This is a genomic window from Brevibacillus sp. HB2.2, assembly GCF_013284275.1.
GTDB lineage: Bacteria > Bacillota > Bacilli > Brevibacillales > Brevibacillaceae > Brevibacillus > Brevibacillus brevis_D.
This window is the reverse complement of the sequence record NZ_JABSUV010000058.1, coordinates 14,303-34,998: the sequence shown is the minus strand read 5'-3', so window position 1 is coordinate 34,998 and position 20,696 is coordinate 14,303. Positions and strand designations below refer to the sequence as shown.

The following is a 20,696-nucleotide window of genomic DNA, read 5'->3' as shown; positions in this document are numbered from 1 at the left end:
ACGCCAACACACGGTCCAAAGACGTTTTCCATTCTACGCCACTCGGAAATACATCCTGTACGTGCTGTCTCAGCTTGTCATTTTGGCTCAATTCCGGACTCAAGATCGATACCAGACCGCTATCCTCTCTCGTACGGATCAAACGCCCGATGCCTTGACGCAGTCTCAGCAGCATGTAAGGCATATCTACCTCGTCGAAAGGATTTGCTGCACTTTTTCGTTTTGCTGTAAACACCGGATCATTCGGCGGGAATGGCAATGACCAAATAATCACATTGGACAACGAAGGCCCCGGTACATCTAGCCCTTCCCACAGGCTCACCGCACAGAGGCTGCTTTTCTCGTCGTTTTGGAACTGAGAGATCAGATGGCTGATTTCCGCATCTCCTTCGAACAAGAATCGCAGATCCGTACAGGTAGGCTCGTTTTTGATAGCGGCCTTGAATTGCTGTAATTCCTCCATGGAAGAAAACAACAACAGCGCACTACCCGCTGATTTTTGCAGCAATTGGGTAGCCTGTCTCATTTTTTCCGCAAAGGAGTCTGTCGCAGATAGGGTTGGTACGTATACTTCCATTTGCTTGTCGTATTCGTATGGAGAAGCCACCGAGAACGACAGATATTGCTCAATGCCCAAGCTGTCCGCCACATAGTTGAATGATCCATCTACAGATAGAGTCGCCGACGAAAAGACTATCGGCATCTTTTGTGAGAAGACGCGCTCTTCCAGTACTTCCTGCACCTTTTTTGGCATGACGACCAAGGTCGGCCCTGTAATCTCTTCACTCATCCAGGAAATGACGTGATCCGGGTCTTGGAAAAGTCCCAGTGCGAGCTGCATCATTTCCAGATGCTCCTCGACAATTCGCAGCTGGAACTCGTCCAACGTATACAGACCACCCTCTAGCGCCAGCTCTTCCTCAATCCAACTGACGAGACTCGTAAAACGATGGATGGTTGCAAGGAGTTCCGGATGAAAATGGATTTCTTTGCGGTTGGAGCCCATCACAGCCTTGCTCTCTTCATTCAATCGGGAGAACATCTCCTCGCTCTGGGCAATGGCTTCTTCAATGGCAATAGCGAGCTCTTCCCTGATCTCACCCTTCAAGACACGCGTAATCGTTTCTTCGAAGATGGAGTGATTCAGCTTGTACGTCAATGCTTTTTGGGCAGCAGGCTCCAACAGATGACCCTCGTCAAAAATAACCGAGCTATGCGGCGGCAGCAACGGTAGCTGACCTCCGCGCTTGCGGATCTCATAAGTCCACACATGCTCCATATAAAAGTCATGGGAGCAAATGATCAAATCGGCTGACTGACGATAATGATTTCTGGATAGGGTCTGCCCACAGCGGTGCTGTCTGTCGCACACAAAGCAATCCTGAAAAGTATCCCAGTTCATCTGCCCCCATTCTTGGTCATCCAGATCAGGATATGTGCTACGATCCCCGTACGGATAAAATGACTGCAAGGCCTCATGTGTATGAACAAACGATGGCAGCTCTTGATAAATATGCTGGAAAGCTTCACCTGTCTCAGGCTGGAATCTCGCCTCATCCAGCTTGCGCAAACAGACATATTGGTCCGGAGATTTTCCGAGTCTCGCGTCAATCGTCAGGTTGAGATGGCGAGCCAGTTTGGCAATATCGCCTTCCGGTTTTACGAGCTGCTCAATCAGCGACTCATTCGCACAGGCAATGATGGCGGGCTTTCTGGTATATCGTGCATAGCTGATCGCGTACAGCAGGTAAGCCAATGTTTTCCCCGTGCCTACTCCCGCCTCTGCAAAAATCGTTTGCTTTTCTATAAAAGCCCGTTCAAGCTGAAAGGCCATGTAGATTTGCTCATCACGCACCTCGAACCCAGCCTCAGGCAATACTTCATAAAAAACGTCCGCTACCCAATCACTCACCTGAGAGATGAACGGCTGGGACGGATCGTAGTCAAAAGGATAACGTTCCAATTGTGACCTGCCTCCAATAATGTAAAGAATCGTCAAGCATAGATGCTAACATGTTATGATGACATGTCTTGACGATAAACACAATACAGATGAGAGAAAAAACCATTCCTTTTCGTGGTAAGATAAGGATGGTAGAAAAGTAGAATAAAACAGGAGTGAACAAGCCAATGGAAAAAGTAATGTTTATTGAAATTGGAATGGGCATCGACATGCATGGTCAAAACGTCACCAAAGCCGCAGTCCGCGCTGTTCAAAATGCTATCCATCATAATTCGATGCCTGGATTGCGTTCTGTCCTGCCAGGAAACGATATCCATAACATGAAAGTACATGTGAGACTTGCCGTTCCTGCTGACAAGGAGAAGCTCGACTTGGAAACGGTTCGTCAAGCACTGCCTTACGGGGAAGTCTCCTTCGAAATCGTCGATGGCGGCATGCTGACAAGCAGCGGGGTTGTGATCGCTGAAAAAGAGGACAAGAACGATCTTGCCTATATCGTCATCGCTTCGGTAGAGGTCGGCTATTAGAATCCCGGCTCATCCACTACCTGTGGGCGAAACTGATAGCGCTCCAACGCTATTTCTCCTGCTGCTGACACGACTATCCCTTCGCTTTCCAAGGCCATTTTTTGCAGCGTGAACGAATCCAAATCTTGCAATCCGATCTTGCCTTGGGCGTTAATGACTCGATGCCAAGGAAGCTGGTGCTTTTTGGACATGGAATGAAGGATGCGAACGATTTGTCTGGCAGCTCTCGGACTCCCGGCCAACGCTGCAATTTGTCCGTACGTCATGACATGGCCAGCTGGAATCCCGGCAATGATTCTTAGTGCGCGCTGCGTAAATTCGGTCATGATGACGACTCCTTCTTGCTTGATCAAATCAAAAGGCTTGTGACTCCTTGCGATCACAAGCCTTTTCTTCTTATTTCAGGTTAAAACAGTCTTTCCAGCTCGTCAACCAGACTGCCGACGTAGGCAACCGCCTCGCGGATTGGCTGCGGATCTGACATATCCACACCAGCTTTTTTCATCAGTTCCAGCGGCGTCAGCGTCCCTCCGGCTTTGAGCACCTCGATCCAACGATCAACCGCAGGCTGTCCCTCTTGCTTGATGCTCGCTGCCATTGCGGTAGAAGCGGTCAAACCAGCTGCGTACGTGTACGGATACAGCCCCATGTAATAGTGCGGTTGGCGCATCCATGTAAGACTAGCTGCATCGTCCAGATCAACTGCATCCCCCCAGAAGTCTGCGAGCACTTGCCCTTTCCATTCGGAGAGTTGTTTAGCAGTCAATGGTACGTCATTTTGCGCTGCTTCGTACACTTTTCGTTGCATTCTCGCTTCTAGCAGATGCGTGACAAAGTTATGGTAATACGTATTCATCAATTGCAAAATGACCCAGCGCTTCAGACGAGGATCGTCGGATTGCTCCACGATGTGCTGCGCGAGCAAGAGCTCGTTGAGTGTGGAAGGCGCTTCGATAAAGTACAGCGATGGACGAGAGTTCGTAAAGCTTTGCTCTCTTGTCGCCAGCATAAAATGTCCGCAATGCCCCAGCTCATGAGCCAGCGTGAAAGCACTGCGCATATTTCCCGACCACGTAATGAGAATGTAAGAGTGCTTACTGTATGTCGTTGAGCAGAACGCACCTGTCGATTTGCCCACGTTGTCTACGTAGTCAATCCAGCGTTCATTCAGTGCTTTTTCCATAATGGCAGTATATTCAGACCCCATCACTTGCAAGGATGCCAGTATCTTTTGCCCAGCTTCTTCGATCGTAACTGGCGGGCTGAATTCCGGGTCAAGCGGTGCCTTCAAATCACAAAAGGCCAGCTTCGCAAGGCCGAGCTCTTTTGCTTTCAGCTTCGCATAGCGTCGCATGTGTGGAGCGAGTTCATTCCCGATGATATCCAGGATGTTGTGATACATATCCAGTGTAACTTGCTGTGGCTTAAGCAGCATGTCCGTTACGGTTTCATAGCCACGCAGACGAGACATGACGGTTTGTCTTTTCACCTCTGATGCGTATACCGCAGCGAAGGAGTTTTGGTAGGAAGCGAGTGTCTTCGAAAAGGATTCGTACGAAGCACGGCGCAGCGTCGTATCGGAAGACATCTCATAATCGGTCTCAAACAGCGCGAAGGATACTGGACGCTCATTTCCCTCGTCATCATGGACGGGAGCAAATGACATGTCGGACAGCTTTCCGCGCAAGTAAATGTTGTATGGTGCACCGAAAACCTCGCCCATCGCCGCAAACGCTTCCTCGGTTTCAGCCGACAATCGGTACGGCTTTGTTTCCAGCAAATCCTTCAAGCTTTTGCGGAATGTTTCGAGTCCTGGTTCTTCCTTCAAGAAGCTCTCGATTTTTCCTTCAGGCAACGCCAATATCTCCGAAGGTATAAAAGAAAGGGCAGCGTTTAGCTGGGATACGACATCCCCTACCCGTGCAGAGTTCGCTTGGTTTTGTGGATTCGTCCCGTCTTCAGACGACCGCAGTCTGGCATACGTCGCTGCGACACTCGCCCGAACGTTGAGCGCCTCATTTGCCTCCAAGCATGCCAACAACGTCTCTCCACTCTTATGCAGCTGACCTTTGAATGCAGTGACGACAGGCAGATCCTGTATAATTTCTGCTAATTCTTGCTCCCACGCTTCCTGGCTCTCAAACAGATCGTTCAGGTTCCACGTATACTCGACAGCGACTTGATCACGTGTCTGTCTTGTCTTCACTCTGACTGCCTCCTTTAATTCTGCCAATAAAATATTTTTTATGTACTAAAATTGCCTTTTCATTTGAATTTTCCTACAATTAATCAAAATAAACAAGTGGATAACTTGCTCGAAATAGGCCGTAATCTGTCTTTTTCTGCGCTTTCCTAGGAAATTCTTTCAAATGATAAGCAGGTGATTTTGGAGGGGAAGGTTAAATAGATAGAATGCAAGTAAGCCTTTTGTTCTTAAAAGGAGGAAATGAACCATGTCTTTTGAAATCTTGTTTGACCGTTACGCTGATCTCGCAGTAAAAGTCGGCGTCAACGTACAGCCTATGCAAACGTTAGTCGTATCTGCTCCGCTATCTACTGCTCCCTTTGTAAGAAAGGTGGCCAAAAAAGCGTATGAAGCGGGTGCCAAGCACGTTCATATTGATTGGACCGACGATGAACTCACACGGATGAAATATGATTTGGCCCCTGATGAAGCGTTTCGTGAATACCCGCAATGGAAGGTGCAGGGATTAGAGGAAATGGCGGAAAATGGCGCGGCGTTTCTCTACATTTCTGCGGCGAATCCCGATTTGCTGAAGGGAGTAAGTCTTGACCGCATTTCTACGGCTAACAAAACAGCTGGTCAAGCTCTCCATAAGTTCCGCAGCTATACCATGTCCGATAAAGTGAGCTGGTGCGTGCTAGCTGTTCCATCACCTGCATGGGCAGCCATGGTCTTCCCGCATTTGCCACTAGAGGAACAAGAGCCAGCCCTGTGGGATGCCATCTTCCGCGCCACTCGCGCAGATATGGATGACCCTGTCCAAGCTTGGCATGACCATCATGCGACATTGAACAGCAAGGTGGATCAACTCAATGCCAAACAATACCGCTATCTTCATTACGAAGCTCCCGGCACCAATTTGACGATTGAGTTGCCTAAAAACCACATTTGGATTGGTGGCGGTGGCGTAAATAAAGACGGCGTCTCCTTCATGGCCAATATGCCGACAGAAGAAGTATTCACTGCGCCGTTAAAAGAAGGCGTCAACGGAACCGTTCGTAGCACCAAGCCTTTGAGCTATCATGGGAATTTGATCGAGAACTTTACGCTGACTTTTGAAAAAGGAAGAATTGTCTCGGCAACTGCTGAAAAGGGTGAAGAGTCCCTGAAGCAATTAATTGAGACAGATGAAGGCTCGCATTATTTGGGTGAAGTGGCGTTGGTTCCTCACCTGTCCCCTATCTCGCAATCAAATATCATTTTCTATAACACGCTCTTTGATGAAAATGCGTCCAACCACTTGGCGATCGGAAACGCTTATAGTGTGAATATTGAAGGTGGCGCTGACATGAGCAATGAGGAACTGGCTAGCCGTGGTATCAATATCAGCCTCACCCACGTCGATTTCATGATCGGCTCCGCCGAGATGAACATTGATGGAGAAACAGCTGACGGCAAGCGTGAACCGTTATTCCGCAACGGAAATTGGGCTTAAATTTAACACGAGAATGACATAGCGAGAGGCTGGATTTCATCATCACCATGACAAATCCAGCCTCTTTTTTCTCGCATACAACCACTTTTCGCAAAACGCTTTCATGAAGGGGAAATAATCGGATACAAATGTCCCTGCATGGCAAAGGACGCTTTCCCCGTTTCCTCGGAGACAACAACGATCAACGCATCGCTTTTTTCACTCAAACCCAACGCAGCACGATGTCTGGTTCCCAGCTTCTTTTCCCCTACCACAACCTGAGATAATGGCAATACATTGGCAGCGGACACGATATGATTTTCTCGAATCAGGACGGCCCCATCATGCAAAGGGCTGCCAGGATAAAAGATCGATTCCAGTAAGGAATGGCTCATCGTGGCCTCAATCGGTATGCCTGCTTGCAGCAGCAGATCAAGCGGGTCCTCACGTTCAACGACAATCAATGCTCCTTGGCGCCTTTTGGCCAAGTGCTGAACAGCCTTGGATAAATCCAGATATTTTCCTGTATAGGGTGAGAGATAGCATTGTAAATAAAAGGAGGCTGCTACTGTTTCGAGTCGGCTAAACTTCGTCCGTATTTGATCAAACGTCCCGAGCACACATTCATTTTCGTTTTTTAACGCATGGATGCTCTCATCCAATGTAACGGATATTCCCCTCAGCTCTTGCAGCAATTCCTCCTTCAGCGATGATGTATCACAGTTAACTTCCAGCATATGAACCCCTCAATTTCCATTTCTCTTCACGCTTCGTTCTTTGTTTGATTGTTCCCCTCCCTCTAGGAAATCATTCCTATTTCCTAGATGATAATTCCACTGCAAACCGGACATAGTAAAACACAAATGATCAACAGCTTCTGGAGCGAAACCGACATGATAACGGAATGGAATGAGTTTCTTTCCATCGCACAAAACTCGAACGATTTTAAGCATTTCCCCCTACTGAACGAGGAAAGTCCTTTTGTCATTACGTACTATCAAACCTTGATAAAAACAGAGCTGCTGCAAAAAAATCTCTTGCGTCCCTATCAAGAACGCATAGAAGCAAATGAATCGCTCACAGAACTCCGCCACTTTTCCCGCTTCGTATATGTGGAGGATATTATTTATACAGATGACATACAGACGGTCGTCTCCAAGATCATGACGGGCTACGCTGCTATACAGCCAAAAGGCAATTTGCAGTTTTTTGCCCTGATCAATCTGTCCAATCCGACTGAAGGATTGCGAACGGACAACGATACGGAAAACGAGTTTAGTGTTGTTGGACCAAAAGTAGGCTTTGTTGAAAATATCGATATCAACCTGCATCTCATCCGTCAACAAATCAGCACACCAAAATTAATCATTCGAGAGTTAACGTTAGGTACGCTCTCTCATACACGCATCGCCGTTGTTTATTTGTCTGGTATTACAAATCCTCAGCACATTGAAACCGTTCAGCAAAGACTACAGGCGATCGACTTCGATATTATTTTTGATTCATCACAGCTCGATCAGATCATGAGTGACAATTCAAATACGCCTTTTCCATTGTTCCTGTCTACTGAAAGGATTGACCGGGTCATTTATGCGTTAACTCTCGGGCAAATTGTGATTATTTCCAATGCTTCCCCGTATGTCATTACAGGTCCAACTACCATCTTTGATTTCTTCATTTCTCCCGAGGATTATTATTTACCGTGGATCTTATCGTCCTTGTTTCGGTTGATTCGCATTTTCGGGGTGCTTTTTTCGATCTTGATGACACCTGCCTATACGGCGGTTCTCACTTTCCATCTGGAAATGATTCCACAAGACATGCTGGCTCCGATCATTTTATCCAGGAAGTACGTCCCTTTTCCTCCCGTCCTGGAAGTACTATTCTTGGAGCTAACGATCGAATTCTTGCGAGAAGCAGGTGCAAGGCTCCCGACAAAAGTCGGACAGACTCTTGGAATCGTTGGTGGAATCGTCATTGGTCAAGCATCGGTAGAAGCAGCCTTGACCAGTAATATCTTGCTGATCATCGTAGCTCTGTCTGCACTTGCCTCTTTTACCACCCCCATCTACAAAATGTCAAACACGATCCGTTTCTTGCGCTTCCCGCTCATTATTTTGGCTGGAATTTGGGGCGGGCTTGGAATCGCTATCGGTTTAATGTTCATGCTGACTCATCTGCTTCAACTCAAATCATTAGGAACACCTTATTTGGCTCCGCTTTACCCTTTTCGAAGACGTAGCTTTGCGGACAGCTTCATTCGCTCTTCCTATAGCAGGACGGCCAGAAGGTCTGCTGTCATGCGTGTCATCTCGCAGTGGAGATACGATCCTGACAAGGCGACTCAAAAAAGAGATATGGATGAATAGATGAAGGAGCCATCGAAGAAACATGGTTGCAAAGAGGAAATGGATACTGGTGCTATTGATCGTGATCTTGGCTGGCTGCTCTTCGACTCGAATTGTCAGCGAAGTACAATTGATTCATTCACTCGGTCTCGATCTCGAAGACCAAAAAATTAAAGGGGCAGCCATCACTCACATATATGGAAAGGAAAAAACCCAGGTAGAGCTGTTGGAAACAAAAAGCTCGAATTTGTTTACGATCCTCCCTGATTTTAACGCCATCACCCCCTCACAAGTCGAGCTTGGTCAGTTGCGCTCCGTCATTGTTGGGAGGAATTATGCTGAAAACGGAGTGGAAACGCTGGTACATACGCTTTGTCGCGACCCCGCTATCGGTTTTCGCCTTCAACTCGCAGTCGCGGAACCAAAAGCATTGACGATTTTGAAAGGCTTGCGTAATATGCAAGTTCCTTTTTTCATCTCCGATAGCGTCGCTCAAAATATCAAAACGCTGAATATGCCCAAGACCAACCTGCATATTTTCTTGTTTCATTTATACGGCGAGGGACGTGATCCTTACCTTCCCTATTTCGTGATGCATAATGACAGAGTGAAGCTGGATGGTGTCGCGCTTTTTCGAGATGACAAATTCGTGCATCGCATCAATTCGAAAGAAAGCTTTTTGCTCAAAATCATGGTCGAAAAAGCCAAGAGTGGTCAAATTCCGTTTGAAGTGACAATCAACAATCGAAAAGAATCCGGGCTCTTGAAAAATCTGAATTCCCATGCCGTCTTCGATCTCAATACGACTAAGCCTATCCCCAGCATCATGGTAAAGCTCACCGTAAATGGGCAAATCAAAGATTATTCGAAGTGGCTGCAATTATCCAATCCACAAGTTCTACATCAAATGGAAAAAGAACTTTCCTTGTACCTTCAAAAGGAGGCGACGAGCTTTGTGAAGCATTTACAGAAGCTTGAGGTTGATCCGGTTGGATTTGGTGATTTCGTTCGTAGTCGAAGCGCGTCATGGAACTACTCCCACTTCAAAAAGATTTATCCACAAATAAAAATCGCAGTGACGGCCTCGATCAAGCTGGAGCAAACGGGTGAGTAATGAAGAACCAGGAGGGATCAGGTGAGTACTTCCATTCGGGAAAGCGCGATGGTTTCACCTTTTTTCGTATTTTTTCTCGTGCATGCCAATATTGTGGGGGTCGGGATACTAGGGTTTCAACGGACAATCGTAACCCATGCCGGATACGATGCCTGGATCTCCCTTCTACTTGCTGGGGCAAGCATCCATCTCATTATTTGGATGCTCTATTTCATGCTGAATGCGGGCAGCCATGACCTGTTCTCCCTTCACGAGCTCTGCTTTGGAAAATGGCTAGGCAAGTTGATGAGCTTTGTCGTATTAATCTACGTCTGGATGGCTGCTTTTCTCATCTTGCGTTCTTACGTCAGTATTGTGAAGCAGTTTATTTTCCCGCTCATGCATACGTGGAGTACGACGCTGATTATTTTGCTCCTCATTTTGTACATTGTCGCTGGTGGTTTTCGTACAGTTACGGGCGTCTGCTTTTTCGGTGTGGTGATTCCGGCGATTTTGATGCTTCCTTTGTTTTTATTCCCTTTCGAATACGCTCACCCGAATAACTTGTTTCCGATGTTTTCACATAACTTTACCGCCTTATTTGCCTCTGCTAAAGACGCGGTGATCAATTATATGGGCTTTGAATTACTGGTCATCTACTACCCGTTTATCAAGCAAGCAGCCCACTCGCAAAAATGGGCTCACGCTGGCGTCCTTTTCAGCACATTCCTGTATGTAGCCGTCGCTATCGTAACATTCCTCATGTTCACCCATGGTGAGCTAGATAAGATTATTTGGCCGACCTTGACCATGCTCAAAATCGTCGAAATTCCGATTTTGCAGCGATTGGAGTTCATTGTGATCTCTCTGTGGCTGTTCGTGATTTTGCCCAACATCTGTCTCAATCTATGGGGGGTTACCCGCGGAATGAAACAGATATTTGGTCTCAGTCAAATCCGCGCCCTTTTGCTTCTCTTACTATCTTTGGCAATGGGTTCCTATCTGCTCGAAGGTACGGCTCCCTTGCTCATGACACTCGATTTTTATGGGAAAGTAAGCATCGTTTTTATTTATGGCTATATCCCGCTGCTGTTCTTGCTCTTCCTCCTCTGGGGAAAAAAGCGAAGTACCGCACGATACCAGACTCCCAGTGCGGAAACAGAAAAAGCCCGATAGAGATCTATCGAGCAAAACGTGCTGCGATTGTAATGCCAGCTCCTGATAAAGCTTCACGGATGCTCTGTGCGAACTCCAACGCATGGGCACCGTCGCCGTGAATACAAATGGAATCGGCCTGAATCGGGATATCAACGCCTTGCTGGGTCAGGACACGTCCGTCGCATACCATACGAATGACTTGCTGGAGGGATTGCTGTTGGTCCGAAATGATCGCATTCGGCTGACTGCGCGGTGTCAGTGTACCATCCTGTTGATACGTACGGTCAGCAAAGACTTCGTGCGCCGTGATAAGACCGATTTTTTCCCCTGCACGCGTTAACTCGCTTCCGGCCAAGCCATACAACACTAGTTCCGGATTTACTTTATAGATAGCCAACGCGATAGACTCAGCCAGAGCGGGTCTTGTGGCTGCCATATTGTACAAGGCCCCATGTGGCTTCACATGATGCATGACGCCCCCTTCTGCCCGTACAAACCCTTGCAGGGCGCCGATTTGGTACACGACTAGATCGTATGCCTCTTCAGGGGAAATCTCCATGTTGCGGCGACCAAAGCCGACCAAATCAGCGAATCCGGGATGGGCACCGATTGCCACACCTGCCTTCAAAGCCATTTGCACTGTTTTTCTCATCGTCGCAGGATCGCCAGCGTGGAAACCACATGCCACATTTGCAGAGGTGATATAGGACAAAATTTCTTGATCGTTGCCCAACTGATAAGCGCCAAAGCTCTCTCCCATATCACAGTTTAGATCTACTGTTTTCATCTTTTTACCTCCATCCCACGGTTACTTCTATACCAAGCTTGATCGCCTTTATCCATGACTCCCTCTCGATAAGCTCCTTTTGAGCATCGCGCAGAGAAATTTCTTGAAAGTGGATCTTTTCGCCTGGCCGCAACTGGGCGACGATCGGCAAATCTATCGTTGGCACATAGCCTATCTTCGGATAACCGCCAATGGTTTGTCTGTCTGCCATCAGGATAATAGGTTGACCGTTCGGCGGAACCTGTATCGTACCAATGGTGACCGCAGCCGAGATCAGTTCTATTGACTGCGTAAGTTCAAGCGCCGGTCCTGTTAAACGATACCCCATCCTGTCTGATTGAGGAGACACTTGATAGGTTTGTTCGAAAAAGCTTCGACGACTCTTTTCCGAAAAATCTGCGAATTGCTCGCCTTGTATCACCCGTACAACCGCTTCTCCATTTTTTACAAACGTACTTGAAGGAATAAACCAATTCGCTTGGTAGAAGGGAACTGCTCCTGCCTTTTTTTCCAATTGGTTAGCGAGAAATTGGCTGAATGCACCTGGAGGGCTTTGAATTAGCTTATCTCCTGCCGCAAGCATTCTACCCGCAAAGCCTCCGAAGCTTCCACGGAGATTCGTACTACGACTTCCCATCACAACTGGCACATCCCATCCGCCTGCGACTGCGAGATAGGCGCGACAGCCTTCCTTGGCCAGGCCAAACTTCAAGATGCTTCCACTCCTGATCCAGACTGCTCGATTGGGCAAGACGGATCTATCATTGATCGTGACGTTGAAGTCACCACCACAAATGGCTATGAGCATGTCTTTATGAAACAATAAGCTAGGACCTCTCATTGTCAGCTCCAGAACCGCATCCGTTTGTTGATTGCCAACTAACATGTTCGCAATCTGTACAGCTTGCCTGTCCATCCCCCCACTGACACTAACCCCAACCTGCTGAAAGCCAAATCTACCTGTATCTTGAACGGTCGTGCAGAGCCCTGGCGTAATCACCTCTATACTCACTATTACACCTTCTCCCCGTTATCGTATTCCCGCTCGGAGATAGGACGGAAGCGAACTTTATCACCAGCGCACAAGAGACTTGGAGAACTTTCACCTGCCTGAAATAAGCGCAGTGGTGTTCTTCCGATAATTTGCCATCCACCTGGGCTCTCTATCGAATAAATACCTGTTTGCAAGCCTCCGATCCCTACACTCCCCATCGGAATAGATAGTCGTGGCGAGGAACGTCGCGGCGTGGCCAGTCGCTCATCCATTCCACCGAGATACGGAAAGCCGGGAGCAAATCCGATCATGTACACCAGATACTCTGTTGTCGAATGGATCGAAATCACTTCCTCTATACTCAGACCATTTTGTTTGGCGACTACCTCCAGATCTGGACCAAAGCTCCCACCATAACAAACCGGGATTTCGACCAGTCTGTACTCTTTAGAATGAGTGTTGGAGATTTGCTGTGACATTTGCTCAAGAATAGCAACGGCACGATCGTATGGCAAAATATCATCAAGTGGATCGAAAAGAGTAATCGGATCGTAATAGACTGTAACAGTCGTAAAGCCAGGTACAGATTCGATCATCCCGGGGAAAGGATGCTCCTGTAGGTATTCAGAGAATAGGATGACCTTCTCATGGGTATGTTGATCGATAACCTCTCCTAGTTTGACCATGACACCCGAGTCCCCAAGAGGAGAGAATTCATATCTAGGCAACGTTTTTCCCTCCATTTTCGAATATCGGCACTGCCACATGAATGGAAGGGAGGAGGGTTTCTCCTCCTGCTCAGCTAATTTGTCCGCCTTCCATGACAATATCCCGGTCATGAGATATGGTCGTCTCGATTGCCAATCGCAAGCCTTTTACAATTGTTTCCAGAGCCATGCTTGGCTGATCTGCTTGCCTTGCTGCCTGTTCAGGCAAATAAGGGATATGGATGAACCCTCCGCGTACGGAAGCTTTTTTCTCAGCAAGGTAATGCATCAATCCATAAAAAAGATGGTTGCACACATAGGTACCCGCCGTCTGCGATATGGAAGCCGGAATTCCTTGTTGTTTTAACTCATGGACAATCGCTTTGATTGGCAATGTAGACCAGTAGCCAGTAGGACCGTTTTCCCTGATCGGTATATCAATCGGCTGATTTCCTTCATTATCTGGGATTCGAGCGTCATTAACGTTAATCGCTACACGCTCAACCGCAATATCTCCTCGTCCACCTGCTTGACCGATACATAACACGATGTCCGGTTTCGTTTCTTCTATCGCTGCATACAGATGTTCGATAGATTTTTCAAAAACGGTAGGAATTTGGCGTAGCTCTACTTTATACAAATCAGACTCGATTTTTCCCAGTTCTTTTACCGATTCCCAAGCAGGGTTAACTATTTCTCCACCAAAAGGATCAAACCCTGTTACTAAAATGGTCTTCATCATTGTCTCCTCCGATCCGCATCGGTCTCATTCGTGAGAGTCGAATATGGTCTTGTCCATACTGGCGCGAAACACGCCGTGGGCTGGATGCCACACACTCCATGACAGCACGATTGAAAATCTTATGTGTTTCGATGCAATCTCGCAATGCTCCTCCCGCGACTGTCTCATCAGCCGCTTCCGTTATTAAATCAAGCGTCACCCATTCAGGAAAACGAGAGAGCAAGGAAGGAGAGGTTCTGTTCGGCTTTGTAGGCCAACGATAAAACAAGAAATCTTGATCAGTAGGCAATGGGAAAATGGCGGGCTCCCAGTTATGTCCATACCGAATGTAGCGGTCGATAAAGCGTTTATTTTTGTTCCACAGGCGCGGATGATGTCTCAGCCCTTCCTCGGCTGCCTTTTGAATTGTATCAAGAGCGACAGCATGATGAGGATAGTCAGATCGGTCCATCTCGCGACCAATTCCGTAAAAGAGTGAGATCGGCATCCAATAAGATACAGGGAATCTCGGCGGGCTATTGTACCCTGCGAATGGTTGTGTCCATTCATGCGAAGGAATTCCGTGATCATCAATGATTACATCCGGCAACCAGCGATAAAACAGGTGGGGAACTACCCGCGATTCACCAAAAACACTCGGCTGAAAACGGTGATTGGTATACTCTAATCCAACGGCATTATAACGGGCAGCATGATGCTTCCAAAATGGATTATCTTTGACGAGCTCTTGATGAAGGGCGACCCCATCCGGATTGGCAAATGGAATCACGACCAGATTGAAACGAGTAAGCCAATCCTTTTTTTCGGTTATAAGCTCTGCCACCAACTCACGTGCAGCAGGCATACTGGAAACCTCGTTTGGATGATGTCCGGTTTCGAGCAAAATGGTTGGTTTATACAGAGATAGCTTGTGAGTTGATACGTAAGTGGATGTCTGGGGTGCTGTTACTTCCACTGCAAAAATCGGCCGTCCTTCAAACGATTTCTCTACTTCCCAGATATGCACAGACGGATGTGTAGCCAGCTCTGCCCATTCGCCCATATCTGGATGATGGTTTCGGTGTAGAGAAGGAAGCTTCCGTTCTTCGATGCTGCTACTCTTTTCGTTCGTTCTCAGGATGCGTGCTTTTACAGGAGCAGATTGCTCTGCCTCGAAGTATAAATGAGTCGTTTTGATAAAGAAAGCTTGTTCTTCTTTATATTCTTTTACGCGAATGGTTGCCATTGGAGAGCTTGCTGGTTTGACCTTTACAAATGGTCGCACCGCCCCTGGAGAATTCCACGCCACTCCCGTTTTTCTTTCACCCAAATACGCATAGTAGTCCAGCGTATAAAAATAAATATCTTCATGCAACGCTTCTAACGACGATATTGTTTCTTCGTCTATGTCTAGCCGTTCTTCCTGTTCACTCATCGTGACGTTTACCTCTATCGAATGAAAGAGCGGACTGTTTCCTTGATACGGTTCATTTTGTTTACATAACAATCCTTCCGTCAACTCAGGTAAAAACTGCTGCGTATAGAATTGCCAAAACCTCTCTCGATCCGTCGGAACCAAGATTTGTTCTTTTGTCGTTCCATAGGAGAAGAAGAGTCCTGACGTAGTTGGATAAGCTCGACTTTGCTCGTCGGCATACGTCACTGTGGCTACAGGTACGTCTAAATTCCATGTACCTAAGTGCGCAAGCCCGACTCCCCAAGCCTTGACTCGGTAAGTAGTCGGTAGGTTCTCATCCATCACGAATGATACTTGCGACAAGGACAAGCCCAATTCTTTTTCCAACAACTGATCAACCGGGTATAATTCTTGAAGCCATCGATGAGAAAGCTCCATTCCGCCTTCTCTCTCTTCTCGTTGGAAAGAGATCAACATTCGTTCTACACATTCCCCTGTACGTACAAGAGACGGCAAGATCGTTTCTTTTATCCAGCACAAACCTGGTTTAAAAGCAGAGTGAATATGTACCGTACTATCGTTATCCGGAAGCAACTCCGTGATTGCGTTCTTCCAGCATCGCTCCAACGCACGTCGAATCTCTTTTGGTTCTGACAAAAACGCGGTGACCGCGAGCGGAGAAGATAAGCGCCCAGCCGTCTCCTTTTGACTCACAATCGCGATCAACTGCTCATGAAACAACTGTTCTATCTCATTTCGTTCGCCCTGGTCTTTCCAGGTTTTCTCTAAAAATAAGGGGAATTCCTTCCCTTTTTGCTCGTCTGATTCTTCCCATGCACCAAAAGTACCCCCGAGTCGGTGCGGAGTGGCCGTCCCGAAATAATCAAGCGCCGCAACAATCGCTTGTCCTCCCCCTGAAAGCTGGATGACCCTTGTTGTCTTTTCTTTAGGGTCTGGGATTACCTCGACCACTCCACTTGCTAGAGGTTCTTCACCATTCATGTGTAAGGAAAAAGTGAGCTCCGCAATCCGATTTGCTTCTCCTGTGAGCGGGAAATGTATCCCGGTCGAGGCAAGACCAATCCGAGCTGCAAAGCGGGCGGCAGACATAACCGCCTCTGCAGTTTGGAGCCCTGTAAAAAATACATCTGTCCGACTCGTTAAATCCGTACGCCCTGCTTGATAGAACCCTGCCGTTGTCCAAAGCTCTGTCAGACTATCAAGTGGAGTTGGTCTCTCTACGCTAGGACTTCCCTCATGAGAGCTCATCAGTGCATACTGAGGTATCGCAATTTGACAGACAGGTGAAGCATCCGCACAAACATACAGTTGAACTTCATGTAAAGAACAACGAATCCTTTCAATGTCACCGAGTGAAGCCGTTGCAGGTGCTGCCTCTGTCCAGTATGCCGCCATCCAGCGCAGTAATCGGCTAAGACTCTCTTCGCTTCCACCAACGAAAGCAATTCGATTGTTCCCTGAATCGAGAGTGCATGACGCATCATCCACGTCGCAGGATGGCTCGATACATACTGTGCAAAGCCACTCATCACTTTTCGTGTTGCTAGCAACCATTGGTGAATCTTCCATACGAATGGAGGGCAGATCCAGCTCACTTGTTTCAAGGCCTAATCGGGCACAAAAATCAATGAATCCTTCTACGACGATTCCCGTTTGAAAACAGAAGGAAACAGACAACGAATCAGCTACACCGTCATTGTTTCGGTCCGCAACTAACCCTTTCGTTGTAAAAATATCACCTAGCCCTCTCATTGGTTAGCCCCCTTACACGCGCAGATTTGGATCTAGCTCATCCCGCAGCCAATCGCCCAGCAGGTTAATTCCAAACACCGTAATCATAATGGCGATGCCAGGGAAAGTAGCAACCCACCATGCCGTCTCCAGATAGTTGCGACCGTCTGCCAGCATGCCGCCCCATGTAGGAATCGAAGGGTCTACACCCAATCCAATAAACGTCAACGATGCTTCCAACAAAATGTTGGTGGCTACATTTAGCGTTGCCAATACGATGATCGAAGAAGAAACGTTTGGCAGGACATGTTTTCTGATGATCCGCAAATTCGTAGCCCCGATTGCTTTGGCAGCCTGGACGTATTCCATTTCTTTTACACTCATGACCTGTCCTCGAACCAGTCGCGCAAAGCCTACCCAGTTACTGATCCCCAGAACAAGGATGAGCTTCCATAGACCTGCCCCAAAGACCGTCATGACGATAATCGCAAACAAAATGAAAGGGAATGCCAGCTGTACATCTGCCAAGCGCATTAACAGATCATCTACCCAGCGCCCGTAAAAACCTGCGATGAGGCCCAATATCACCCCGATAACTAAGGAAATCAGTACGGATACGACACCAACCAATAACGATATTCGCGCTCCGTAAATGATTCGGCTCAGCAAGTCACGTCCGACCTGATCCGTACCCAGCAAATGCTCGTATTTCCCCGTATCGTCCATCCACGAGGGTGCAACCAACCGTGCACGCAAATCAGCTTTATCAGGAGTGGATGGGGCAATTATCGGTGCAAAAAGTGCGGATACGACGGCAAGCATAAGCAAGAACATCCCCGTCATTGCCCACGGATTTCGAGCGAATCTTCTGCCCATCTTGCTCCATTTTCCACGTTTTTTGATTGGTGGATTGGTCTGATTGTTTGGAACCGTCGCTGTCGTCATTCGCTTTTTCCTCCTCCCTGCCTAATACGTGGATCAATAAAGCCATAACTGATATCAACCAACAGATTCACGAAGATCATCAAAAAAGACAAGATAATGACAGAGCCTTGAATCACGGGAAAGTCGCGTTGCGATATCGCATCGATCAGCATACGCCCGATACCTGGCCATGAAAATACTTGCTCAATTATCACGGTACCGCCCAACAACGTTCCAAATTGCAATCCAATAAAGGTTACCGTTGGGATTAATGCGTTTCGCAAGCCATGCTTGATGATGACAAGCCATTCCTTGATCCCTTTGGAACGGGCCGTATTGATATATTGCTGATTCATTACCTCCAGCATGGAAGAGCGAACCAATCGAGCCAAAATTCCTGACAAGATGAGTCCGAGTGCAACGGAAGGCAGAACCAAATACTCCAGACCTTCATAACCAGAAGCAGGAAACCAGCCCAGCTTAACGGCAAATATGATGATTAACATAATCCCTAGCCAAAAGTTAGGAAAAGAGATTCCTAGCAATGAAAAAATGCGTCCGAAAAAGTCAGCTACGCTGCCTCTGTAAACAGCGGAAATGATCCCTACTGGAATCGCAATCAACAGAGCGACAAACATTCCCCCGAAGGCAAGCAGCAAAGTTGCTCCCATCTTCTCATTCATCATGTCGATCACGCTCTCACCCGTTCGGAACGAGGTGCCAAAGTTGCCGGTAAACATATCTTTTAAATAAAGCCCGAACTGTACATAAACGGGCTCGTCCAGACCGAGATTTTTCCGAAGCTCAGTAATTGCCTCTTTGGTAGGCTCTCCTGCTTGAAACATGATCGATACTGGGTCACCAGTCATTCGCACCAGGACAAAAATGACAAGAGTAATAGCAAGAACGACAAAAACACTATGTAGTAGACGTCTAATTAAAAAGGCTGCCATCCCGCTCCTCCTTTATCAAAAATGAAGGGAATAGAAGAGACATCTTCTACTCCCCCTGTTCAAAACTTTCCTTATTCAACCGATGCTTCGCGCAAATCGATACGTTCATCTGTCGGAGGTTGGAAGCCTTTTACTCGTTTGTTTACTGCCCACAGGTTGATCGTTTGATAGAGCGGTACATCTGGGACTAGCTCATACAGGCGTTGATTCAGCTCTTTAAATGCTGCCATACGCTTTTCTTGGTCAAACGTGGAGCGTTCTGTTTTCAAGAGCTCCTCTACTTTTTCGTCATAGAAATCAGGGTTCCAGAACTCGCCTTTGTGATACATCAGATAGGCAGTATTATCAAAGTCGAGCGTCCATCCACCCCAGCCATTCCGGTACATATGTCCTGCTTTTCCTTTCGGGATGAGGTCAGAAGTAAATGTGGAGGCGTCCACCAGATTCAGCTTCACCTTGAGACCGACTTGGCCTAATTGCATTTCGATCGCTTGTGCTACCTCTTTAAACGTAGCATCTGTACCCGGGAGGAAGAGATCAAGCTCAGTTCCTTCCTTCACACCTGCTTCTGCAAGCAGTTGTTTTGCTTTTTCTGGATCATATTTACGTAATGGCAGGTTAGGATCATAGCCGAAAGACATATCGCTTTGGAAGGAATTGACGCGCTTACCATATCCGCCGAGCAGCGTTTCGATAATCAAGTCTGCATCAATCGCGTAAGCAATCGCTTCACGGACTTTTACATTGTCGACTGGCTTCATCGATGTATTGAATCGAATCGAATAAACGGTTGGCGACCCGACTTGCATCAGTTCAAGATCAGACATGCCCTTGATGGATTCTGTTTGGCTAATCTCGACTTTTTTCATAATGTCGATCGCACCTGTTTGCATTTCAGCTAGACGTGTAGTTGCTTCTGGAATAAAACGGAACGTTACTTTTTCCAGCTTCGGTTGACCTTGCTTCCAATAGCTTTCGTTTTTCACCAGTACAACCTTGTTATCTTTTTCATAGCTATCCATTTTGAAAGGACCCGTACCTACTGGATGCGTGTTAAAGTACTCGTCCCCTTTTTCCTTGTAATACTTAGGCGGAACGATCACACCACCATAACCTGCCAGCTTTGTAAGGAGTACAGGATCTTTTTCCTTGAGAATCATGTTGACTGTAAACTCGTCTACCACTTCTACACGTTCAATCGAAGCATAGTTCGCTTGCTGTGGTCCTTTTTTTCCTTCTTCACCAAGCAGGCGATCAAATGTAAATTTCACTGCTTCCGCGTTGAATGGCTCGCCGTTGTGGAAGGTAACTCCTTTACGAAGTTTAAACTGAAGGGTCTTGTCATCCTTGAACTCCCACGATTCAGCAAGTCCTGGCTGGATTTTCAAGTCAGTGGTACGCTCGACTAAGCCTTCAAACACAGAGGTTGCTACCGTACTCCAATCAAGTAAAAACGTATCAATCGGATCCCAAGAGTGCGGATCTCCATTCACACCAAGTGTAAGTTCATTTTTTGCCGGAGCTTGCGCTTCTGTCTTTGATTGCGGATTTGCCTGTGTGCTCGTGTCTGTTGACTTACCCGAACATCCACCCAAAGCAGCAGCTAGCAAGAGTAATGCGGAGCAAGCGGTTATACCTACCTTCTTTTTCAAAACAAGTCCCCCTTTTTTCTTTGCGTTCTGGAATTCATGTT

At 47.2% G+C, this 20,696-nt stretch carries 17 protein-coding genes; 5 read left to right on the top strand and 12 right to left on the bottom strand.

What is annotated here, in order from left to right; translation table 11 throughout:
* A partial coding sequence (locus tag HP401_RS35410) for an ATP-dependent DNA helicase (protein WP_173607380.1) occupies positions 1-1,963 on the bottom strand: 1,963 nt, incomplete at its 3' end.
* A 167-nt stretch (positions 1,964-2,130) separates the two neighbouring features.
* On the opposite strand from HP401_RS35410, the gene HP401_RS35405 reads away from it, so the two are divergent.
* Positions 2,131-2,490: a Lin0512 family protein gene (locus tag HP401_RS35405; protein ID WP_173607379.1), complete on the top strand. Its 360-nt coding sequence runs from the start codon at positions 2,131-2,133 to the stop codon at positions 2,488-2,490.
* Here HP401_RS35405 and HP401_RS35400 read toward each other — a convergent pair.
* Both HP401_RS35400 and pepF read right to left on the bottom strand, forming a co-directional pair.
* Positions 2,487-2,816 carry an MGMT family protein gene (locus HP401_RS35400; RefSeq protein WP_064199621.1) on the bottom strand — a complete coding sequence of 110 codons (330 nt, stop codon included), beginning with the start codon at positions 2,814-2,816 and terminating at the stop codon, positions 2,487-2,489. The two genes, HP401_RS35405 and HP401_RS35400, sit on opposite strands and share 4 nt — an antisense overlap.
* Before the next feature lie 80 nt (positions 2,817-2,896).
* Positions 2,897-4,696, bottom strand: coding sequence for an oligoendopeptidase F (gene pepF / locus HP401_RS35395; protein ID WP_173607378.1), 1,800 nt, complete (start codon positions 4,694-4,696; stop codon positions 2,897-2,899).
* 247 nt (positions 4,697-4,943) lie between these two features.
* Here pepF and HP401_RS35390 point away from each other — a divergent pair, with 247 nt between their 5' ends.
* Positions 4,944-6,170 carry an aminopeptidase gene (locus HP401_RS35390; RefSeq protein ID WP_173607377.1) on the top strand — a complete coding sequence of 409 codons (1,227 nt, stop codon included), beginning with the start codon at positions 4,944-4,946 and terminating at the stop codon, positions 6,168-6,170.
* A gap of 101 nt (positions 6,171-6,271) precedes the next feature.
* On the opposite strand, the gene cdaS is transcribed toward HP401_RS35390, so the two are convergent.
* On the bottom strand, positions 6,272-6,886 hold the full coding sequence (cdaS, locus tag HP401_RS35385) for a sporulation-specific diadenylate cyclase CdaS (protein ID WP_015890958.1): 615 nt from the start codon (positions 6,884-6,886) through the stop codon (positions 6,272-6,274).
* Positions 6,887-7,042: 156 nt separating this feature from the next.
* On the opposite strand from cdaS, the gene HP401_RS35380 reads away from it, so the two are divergent.
* Genes HP401_RS35380 through HP401_RS35370 form a run of 3 tightly spaced genes read left to right on the top strand, consistent with a single transcriptional unit; the run spans position 7,043 to position 10,766 of the window.
* A complete protein-coding gene (locus HP401_RS35380; protein ID WP_173607376.1) occupies positions 7,043-8,518 on the top strand; it encodes a spore germination protein in 1,476 nt (491 codons plus the stop codon).
* A gap of 22 nt (positions 8,519-8,540) precedes the next feature.
* A complete protein-coding gene (locus HP401_RS35375; RefSeq protein WP_173607375.1) occupies positions 8,541-9,611 on the top strand; it encodes a Ger(x)C family spore germination protein in 1,071 nt (356 codons plus the stop codon).
* Positions 9,612-9,632: 21 nt separating this feature from the next.
* Entirely contained in the window at positions 9,633-10,766 is a 1,134-nt protein-coding gene (locus HP401_RS35370) for a GerAB/ArcD/ProY family transporter (RefSeq protein ID WP_173607374.1), read from the top strand.
* A 4-nt stretch (positions 10,767-10,770) separates the two neighbouring features.
* Here HP401_RS35370 and HP401_RS35365 read toward each other — a convergent pair whose 3' ends face one another.
* The 8 genes from HP401_RS35365 to HP401_RS35330 all read right to left on the bottom strand — a co-directional run bounded on the left by HP401_RS35365 (position 10,771) and on the right by HP401_RS35330 (position 20,655).
* Positions 10,771-11,535: a LamB/YcsF family protein gene (locus HP401_RS35365; protein WP_173607373.1), complete on the bottom strand. Its 765-nt coding sequence runs from the start codon at positions 11,533-11,535 to the stop codon at positions 10,771-10,773.
* A gap of 4 nt (positions 11,536-11,539) precedes the next feature.
* The gene (locus tag HP401_RS35360) at positions 11,540-12,547 is read right to left on the bottom strand and encodes a 5-oxoprolinase subunit C family protein (RefSeq protein ID WP_173607372.1); all 1,008 of its coding nucleotides are present in this window, start codon (positions 12,545-12,547) and stop codon (positions 11,540-11,542) included.
* 2 nt (positions 12,548-12,549) lie between these two features.
* Positions 12,550-13,296, bottom strand: coding sequence for a 5-oxoprolinase subunit PxpB (pxpB, locus tag HP401_RS35355; RefSeq protein ID WP_087347528.1), 747 nt, complete (start codon positions 13,294-13,296; stop codon positions 12,550-12,552).
* Positions 13,297-13,327: 31 nt separating this feature from the next.
* On the bottom strand, positions 13,328-13,975 hold the full coding sequence (gene pcp, locus HP401_RS35350; RefSeq protein ID WP_173607371.1) for a pyroglutamyl-peptidase I: 648 nt from the start codon (positions 13,973-13,975) through the stop codon (positions 13,328-13,330).
* Positions 13,947-17,147 (bottom strand): M14 family metallopeptidase, encoded by a 3,201-nt coding sequence (locus tag HP401_RS35345; protein WP_173607370.1) that lies wholly within the window; start codon positions 17,145-17,147, stop codon positions 13,947-13,949. The genes pcp and HP401_RS35345 overlap by 29 nt, the downstream gene beginning before the upstream one ends.
* 12 nt (positions 17,148-17,159) lie before the next feature.
* Positions 17,160-18,071 (bottom strand): ABC transporter permease, encoded by a 912-nt coding sequence (locus HP401_RS35340; protein WP_173607369.1) that lies wholly within the window; start codon positions 18,069-18,071, stop codon positions 17,160-17,162.
* Positions 18,068-19,003, bottom strand: coding sequence for a nickel ABC transporter permease (nikB, locus tag HP401_RS35335; RefSeq protein ID WP_173607368.1), 936 nt, complete (start codon positions 19,001-19,003; stop codon positions 18,068-18,070). Before nikB ends, HP401_RS35340 begins: the two co-directional genes overlap by 4 nt.
* A gap of 71 nt (positions 19,004-19,074) precedes the next feature.
* Entirely contained in the window at positions 19,075-20,655 is a 1,581-nt protein-coding gene (locus HP401_RS35330; RefSeq protein ID WP_173607367.1) for an ABC transporter substrate-binding protein, read from the bottom strand.
* Positions 20,656-20,696: the final 41 nt, after the last annotated feature.